The sequence below is a fragment of the Radiobacillus sp. PE A8.2 genome, assembly GCF_045635475.1.
Taxonomy (GTDB): domain Bacteria; phylum Bacillota; class Bacilli; order Bacillales; family Amphibacillaceae; genus JBJGXI01.
On record NZ_JBJGXI010000012.1, the window covers coordinates 104,123 to 110,487 of the forward strand.

Sequence of the window (6,365 nt, forward strand, 5' to 3'; positions counted from 1 at the left end):
GGGGTAATCATCTTACTCATTTCACTGTACGTAGAAGGAATTAACAATGAAATCGTAGAATATAGACTATAATATGACACATCAATAGTGTTATTTAGACTCCTATGGTTAAGCGGGGTAAGGTAAGGGGGGGATAATGGATTGATATTCTTTGTTATAGTGCTTGTTTTATTATCTGCAATAGTTATTGGTGGACGTATTTATACAGCTAAGGAACAGGAAAGACAAGGGTACTTGATGAAAATATTCGCAAATTCTGCCGATCATGTAGAGGGAATACCGTGGAAACAAACTGTGACAATAAAGTTATATAAGGATAAGATTACTTTTAATGATCTAGCTACTATACGCCTAGAGAACATAGAAAAGGTTAGTCATGTTCATACTTTTATTCGTAAAACTAGCCCTAATCCTAGACACATATACATGACTAAACCTTATTTTCATGACATAACTATAGATTATATTTCTGCTGATGGTGGAAAAAGCTATGTAAGATTAGAGAAAATGGGGAAGTTAACTGGACATTTTAATGAATTACGGAATACTATTCTTAAACTAAAAGGTATTGAGGAGAAGCCATTCCAGCCACCTACAGCACCATATGAACTTTAAGGGGATAGAATAATTTACCTATCCCTTTTATAATCCTGCTTTCTTCTTGTAATAGGCCACCGAACCAGCAGCTACATCTAATTGCCTTGTTATCTTTCTAATGCCTACGCCTTGTTTAACAAGCTGTACAATGGATTGTTTCTGTGTCCCGTCAACCTCTTTTTACCTTTACTTTTCTTAGGAGCTGCTTCTACACTCGTTGTTACTCCATTACCTCTATACTGAAACCAACTACCTAAATGATCACTATATGTTTCTGAAAATGATTTTTCTGGTGCTTATCCAAATGACGTTTCTGAACAAGATGGTGTGGGTATGTAAGAAAAACAATCTGTCGAGAAATCCTGAACAAACCGTCGCACGACAGACCGGTTCAGATCATCTAAATCGGTAGAACGATCGTGGCGCGTTAAAAAATGCCGGAATACAGTTAGATCATAATCATAGCCACGAAGCGTATGATCCGAATAATTTAGTTCAATTTTCAAATACATGAGAAATTCGTCTGCTGCAGTATGCAATTGCATGTAACGACCTCCAAAAAGTTTTATTATTTGGACGAACCAAGCAATTACATCCCAACCCAGGAAGTTATCGTAACGACAGCAGAAGTTATTTGGACGGCACCATATATTAATCGTCAAGGAGAGAAGCGGAACTTCCTGATAATGATTATTACCGGAAGTAACTCAATTTGTTATTGTTCTATTCACGTTTTTCCTAGTAGACATAATATATATTATCCGAAGTTAGTAAAATGAAAATATCTCACATCTCAAATGCAAAGTATACTTGAGATATTGAGATATTCAAAAAAATTTACGATTAAACACTTTTATCCATAGCTATAATTTCTACATCATTTAATTGTAATGTTTGCTGATAAAAATCCAACAGCTGCTGTGATGGTCTTGTCCAGCTAAATTTTTCAGCTTCTTCACGTGCATTTTCTTTTAACTGTTTAAATGTTTCTGGATTTCCTAACTGATCTACAGCATCAACAATACTTTGCGTGTTTTCGTTTTCAAATAATAATCCAGTTTTACCATCTTCAATTTGCTCCATTGTTGGACCACTTTTCGCTGCTATTACTGGTAATCCTGACGCCATTGACTCTAAGATCACGAGCCCTAATGTTTCTGTAACCGACGGAAATACTAGTGCATCAGCCGATGCAAATGCTTCTGCTAGTTCTTCTCCATGAAAAAAACCTGTAAAAAGCGTGTTTGTACCTTTAAATACTCGCTTTAATTCCTCACCGGCTGGCCCATCACCTACGATAGCAAGACATACATCGTCTCTTTGCTCAAGCAGCGGCTTTAATTTATGGATTTCTTTTTCGATCGCTAATCTCCCTACAAATAAGAGTAATTTTTTATCTTTTTGACCATTTGACAATCGCTCTCTCATTGCTTCACTGTATTTACTCGGATGATATTTCTCAATATCTACACCGCGTTTCCATACGTGAACATTAAAGAAATCCTTGGCAACGAGCTCTTTCTGGATCGCTTCTGACGTACACAAGTTTAAGCTAGCTTTGTTATGAAGTTTCCTAAAATAGCTCCAAAATATCGGCTTTAATGGCTTATAAATTTTATAAAAGTCTAAGTATTTCGGTACATGAGTATGGTAAGATGCGAGTAATGGATACCCTAATTTCTCTGCATAATACACCCCTGTTGCACCGACCAAGGCTGGGTTTACAACGTGCACTAGATCAGGGTTATGCTTTTGCAGGATTTCTTTTACTTTTCTTTGTGGTAATGCAAATGGACGGTAACGGTAAAAAGGCATGGTTGTTGCTTTGACACCTTCAACTATAGCACCTTCATACTGATACACACCTAGATCCGGTGCAATGACAACCACTTCATGATTTTGTTTTCTTAAGTATTTTATTGCTTCTTTTAGCCGTGTAACAACACCATCTGTAGAAGGCAAAAATGTTTCCGTGATCATTACGATTTTCAAAACTAAGAACCCCTTTTTCACTTCCAAGAGATCGTGCTGAACATTTGTTTCTAATCTTTATTTTTGTTCCTCTCCCAGAAAGAATATGTTTACTAGTGAGACATTCGTTGTTCATTATAAGACATTTTTGCATAATTGAAAAATATATTCCCCTTAAATTCAGAAAAAACACCATAATTTTACCGTAAGTACATATTAAATTAATGAATATTCGATAATCACATGTAATTTACTGAGCAATTCGTTCTTCAATGAATTTTTTTACTAGATGATTTACGACTCTCCATTCTTTCGTAGGCAGCTGATGAAATGCGTTTCCGATCATCGCAATTTTAACATCTGGGCACACCTTATAATAGCGCTTATGGAAATGGATCCAATGTGCATTCCCTCCATACAGTAATAAAATTGGCACTTTAATCATCGGAAGTTTTTCTACGCAATTAAAGTGTAGCGTTTGCAAATAAAATTGGTACCAGTAGTGATGATTACTTTGCCTCATATGATCGAATAAAATTTCTCGGTACGCTTGATCATTGGAATGGCTGATTGCTAAAATTCTTGCTAAAGCTTCCGAATTTAGTTCAAATAAACGCATTCCTAAATTATATTCTAAATGTAATCCGATCGATTTTACGATCGGATATCCCCCTGATAATATGAGTGCGCTTGTCATTTCTGGATATTTAATAGAAAACGACTGTGCGATCACTCCCCCTGCAGAATAACCAAAAATTACAGCTTTACCAATAGCTTCATGTTTTAAGATTTTTCTTATTTCTTCCACATACATACTAACAATATCTTCTGCTAAACGAGAAGTGGATGCCCCGTGGCCGCTTAAATCTGGCGTAATAATTTGGAAATACTGGCGAAGTCTTTTTTGATTGTCAAACACCCTTCTCCCCATTCCTGGTGGATGAATGAAAATAATAGGGATGCCTTCCCCTTCTTGTTCATAATAGATGGTTCCGTTATCAATTTGCACCTGATTCATTACGTTATTCATCGTCCTTTCCATGTTTATACGCAAATTTCTTTAACGGTGTTTGTGCAGGACCTTCTATTACCTCTCCATCAATTTTGAATCTAGATCCATGGCATGGGCAATCCCAAGTTCGGTCTCCTTGATTCCAATTCACTTCACATCCCAAATGTGTACAAGTCGTATCAACTAGATGTACTTCACCATCTTTATCCCGATATACACCTGTTCGATTACCATTTACACGGACAATGTTCCCTTCATCCTCTTTAATATCGTCAATCGTTAATGAAGTAAATTCCAATTTACCTTTTACCATCTGCTTCGATACATCTGCATTGATTTGCGCAAATTTTTTCAAATCTGGATCTGCGTGAAATCTAGAAGGCAAAAATAACTCTTGATAAGGATGCTTTCCATCTTTTATTAAAGCTGCAATCATTTGAGCAGCCGCTGTTCCATTAGTCATACCCCATTTTCGGTAACCGGTAGCTATTAATACCTCTGATTGATCCTGCGTTACTGGTCCTATATAAGGCACTTTATCTAACGTAGTCAGATCTTGTGCCGACCATCGAGATACAAATTGTTTGATTCCTATGTGTTGTTCCGCAAACTCTTGTAATGCCTGATAATGCTTTTCTGTTGATTCACCTTGGCCTGTTTTATGCTTTTCTCCTGCAATTAACCATAACTGTTCACCGTTAAACGATGCAGAACGTAACGATCTTGTCGGCTCTTCTGCACTTATATACATTCCACCAGGGTATTCTTTTTCACCTTTTACAGCTATTAAATAAGATCTTTCCGGATACATCCGAGAAAAATAATACCCTTGGCCACCGTAAAATGGAAAGTGAGAGGCTGCTACGACACGATCACAGATTACTCGTTTTCCTTCACGCGTAATAATGTTAGGATGATCGCTATTTTCTACATCGACAGCAGTAGTATTTTCATAAATCTGAGCCCCGTTTTCGGTAATATAGTTAACTAGAGCCATTAAATATTGTAGTGGATGAAATTGTGCCTGGTCTTTCATGGAGATAACAGATTTGACTGCAAACCCAAATGGAACGGAATCCGATAACTCTCCTTTAATACCTAGCTTTTCATAGGCTTTCATTTCTTTATCCATTTTTTTAACATATTTATCAGAGCTCGTATAAACAAATGCATCCTGCCTCGTAAAATCACAGTCGATGTTATGCTCATCTATCGTATCTTTAATAAATTCAATCGCTTGGCTGTTTGTTTGATAATACATGCTTGCTTTTTCTTCACCAAGATGTTGAATCAGTTCATCATAAATTAATCCATGCTGGGCTGTAATTTTCGCAGTTGTGTGTCCAGTTGTGCCATTTAAAAGCTTACCAGAATCAAGTAATGCCACTTTTAGTCCCTGCTTCACTAATAAGTATGCTGTAGTAATACCGGTGATCCCTCCACCGACAATCCCGACATCCACATGTATATTTTCCTTCAATGACTCAAAAGACGGAATCTCTACTGATTCTCGCCAATAAGACTCTGGAAACTCAGGCATACGTGCTAAATCTTTATCATTACTCATAACTATTCCTCCTAGAAACGAACTTTTATCTAGGTTTTGCTAGTAACGCTAATTTCATGTACTGTTTTATCTTTTGTTTCAAATTAAATAGCAAACCTTATGACGGCGTATCTCATCGATACAATATTTCTAAAATTCATATTTCGGAATTGAATTTAACTTACCGAAAAACTGATCTTTTTCTGTTAACTCCATAGTAGTTTAACCCCTACGTCTCTTCCAGTTGTAACTAGTTCAGGTTACACTTCATTGTTTTAAAAAACGCTACGCTACATTAGTTTACCAAATTAATAAGAATGCAGTTTTTGCTAAATGCTCAATTTACATCATTAGAGGAAACCTAATTATATATGATGTATAATTAAATCATTGAAGGTTATGTTTTGACTTAATATATATCGGATAAATAACGAATAGAGGTGATTTTATGTTAAACGCACACATTATTGTAACCGGCATGGTTCAAGGTGTAGGATTTCGTTTTAATACACAGCAGCTTGCAACTGAGATTGGTGTAAATGGTTGGGTTCGCAACCTTAATGACGGATCTGTTGAAATTGAAGTTGAAGGAGAAACAGAAGACGTAGAAGATTTCATAGAGGCTGTTAAAGAAGGGCCAAGCAAGTTTATTATGGTACATGATTTAAGCGTAACAACTTCAGAAGATATAAAAGGATATACTGATTTTGAAATAAAACTATAATTATTTTGCCGATAATTGGAGGAGAATATGGATGCACTAAAACAAGTTACAAAAGTAGTACAAGCTCTTGAAACCTATGATATAGCTTATGCACTTGGTGGAAGTGGGCTATTATATAGCTTAGGACTAACAAATGATGTCGGTGATTGGGATATTACTACGAATGAAACGAAGACAAAAGTAATACAGTCTATAGCTACTTCTGATTATGAAGCGTTAGCTTGTGGTGAATATCCGTACGGAACAAAATATAAAATCCCTAAATTGCAATAGTAAATGCAACACTCTTTGTGAAACCGCCATATAAGGTTTTCCTTTAATTTGTTGGTGTTGGGGCCTCGGCCCCAACACCAACAAATTTTGCGAACGCTTCAGATGGGGTCTGATAGTCTAATATTTTCCTGGGAAGTGTATTCATCCAGTTGGCGGCATCGTCAATTTTTTCATCAGCGTACTTATGGATAGGCTGCCCTTTCTTGATAAACTTCCGAATGAGCCCATTGTGTCGTTCATTC

At 36.4% G+C, this 6,365-nt stretch carries 7 protein-coding genes and 1 pseudogene; 3 read left to right on the forward strand and 5 right to left on the reverse strand.

Annotation, left to right across the window (positions count from 1 at the left end):
• Positions 1-141 precede the first annotated feature (141 nt).
• Entirely contained in the window at positions 142-615 is a 474-nt protein-coding gene (locus ACI6MV_RS08805; protein ID WP_407269910.1) for a hypothetical protein, read from the forward strand.
• A gap of 278 nt (positions 616-893) precedes the next feature.
• Here ACI6MV_RS08805 and ACI6MV_RS08810 read toward each other — a convergent pair whose 3' ends face one another.
• From ACI6MV_RS08810 to ACI6MV_RS08825, 4 genes are all read right to left on the reverse strand, one after another.
• Positions 894-1,142, reverse strand: a complete 249-nt coding sequence (locus ACI6MV_RS08810) for a site-specific integrase (RefSeq protein ID WP_407269911.1) — start codon at positions 1,140-1,142, stop codon at positions 894-896.
• A gap of 298 nt (positions 1,143-1,440) precedes the next feature.
• Complete coding sequence (locus ACI6MV_RS08815) at positions 1,441-2,589, reverse strand: glycosyltransferase family 4 protein (RefSeq protein ID WP_407269912.1); 1,149 nt, start codon at positions 2,587-2,589, stop codon at positions 1,441-1,443.
• 229 nt (positions 2,590-2,818) lie between these two features.
• A complete protein-coding gene (locus ACI6MV_RS08820) occupies positions 2,819-3,598 on the reverse strand; it encodes an alpha/beta fold hydrolase (protein ID WP_407269913.1) in 780 nt (259 codons plus the stop codon).
• Positions 3,591-5,147, reverse strand: coding sequence for an FAD-dependent oxidoreductase (locus tag ACI6MV_RS08825; protein ID WP_407269914.1), 1,557 nt, complete (start codon positions 5,145-5,147; stop codon positions 3,591-3,593). Before ACI6MV_RS08825 ends, ACI6MV_RS08820 begins: the two co-directional genes overlap by 8 nt.
• A gap of 427 nt (positions 5,148-5,574) precedes the next feature.
• Here ACI6MV_RS08825 and ACI6MV_RS08830 point away from each other — a divergent pair, with 427 nt between their 5' ends.
• Both ACI6MV_RS08830 and ACI6MV_RS08835 read left to right on the forward strand, forming a co-directional pair.
• Positions 5,575-5,850, forward strand: coding sequence for an acylphosphatase (locus ACI6MV_RS08830; RefSeq protein ID WP_407269915.1), 276 nt, complete (start codon positions 5,575-5,577; stop codon positions 5,848-5,850).
• A gap of 27 nt (positions 5,851-5,877) precedes the next feature.
• Positions 5,878-6,123, forward strand: coding sequence for a hypothetical protein (locus tag ACI6MV_RS08835; RefSeq protein ID WP_407269916.1), 246 nt, complete (start codon positions 5,878-5,880; stop codon positions 6,121-6,123).
• A 43-nt stretch (positions 6,124-6,166) separates the two neighbouring features.
• On the opposite strand, the pseudogene ACI6MV_RS08840 reads toward ACI6MV_RS08835, so the two are convergent.
• Positions 6,167-6,365: pseudogene (locus tag ACI6MV_RS08840) on the reverse strand (hypothetical protein); the annotation flags it as partial.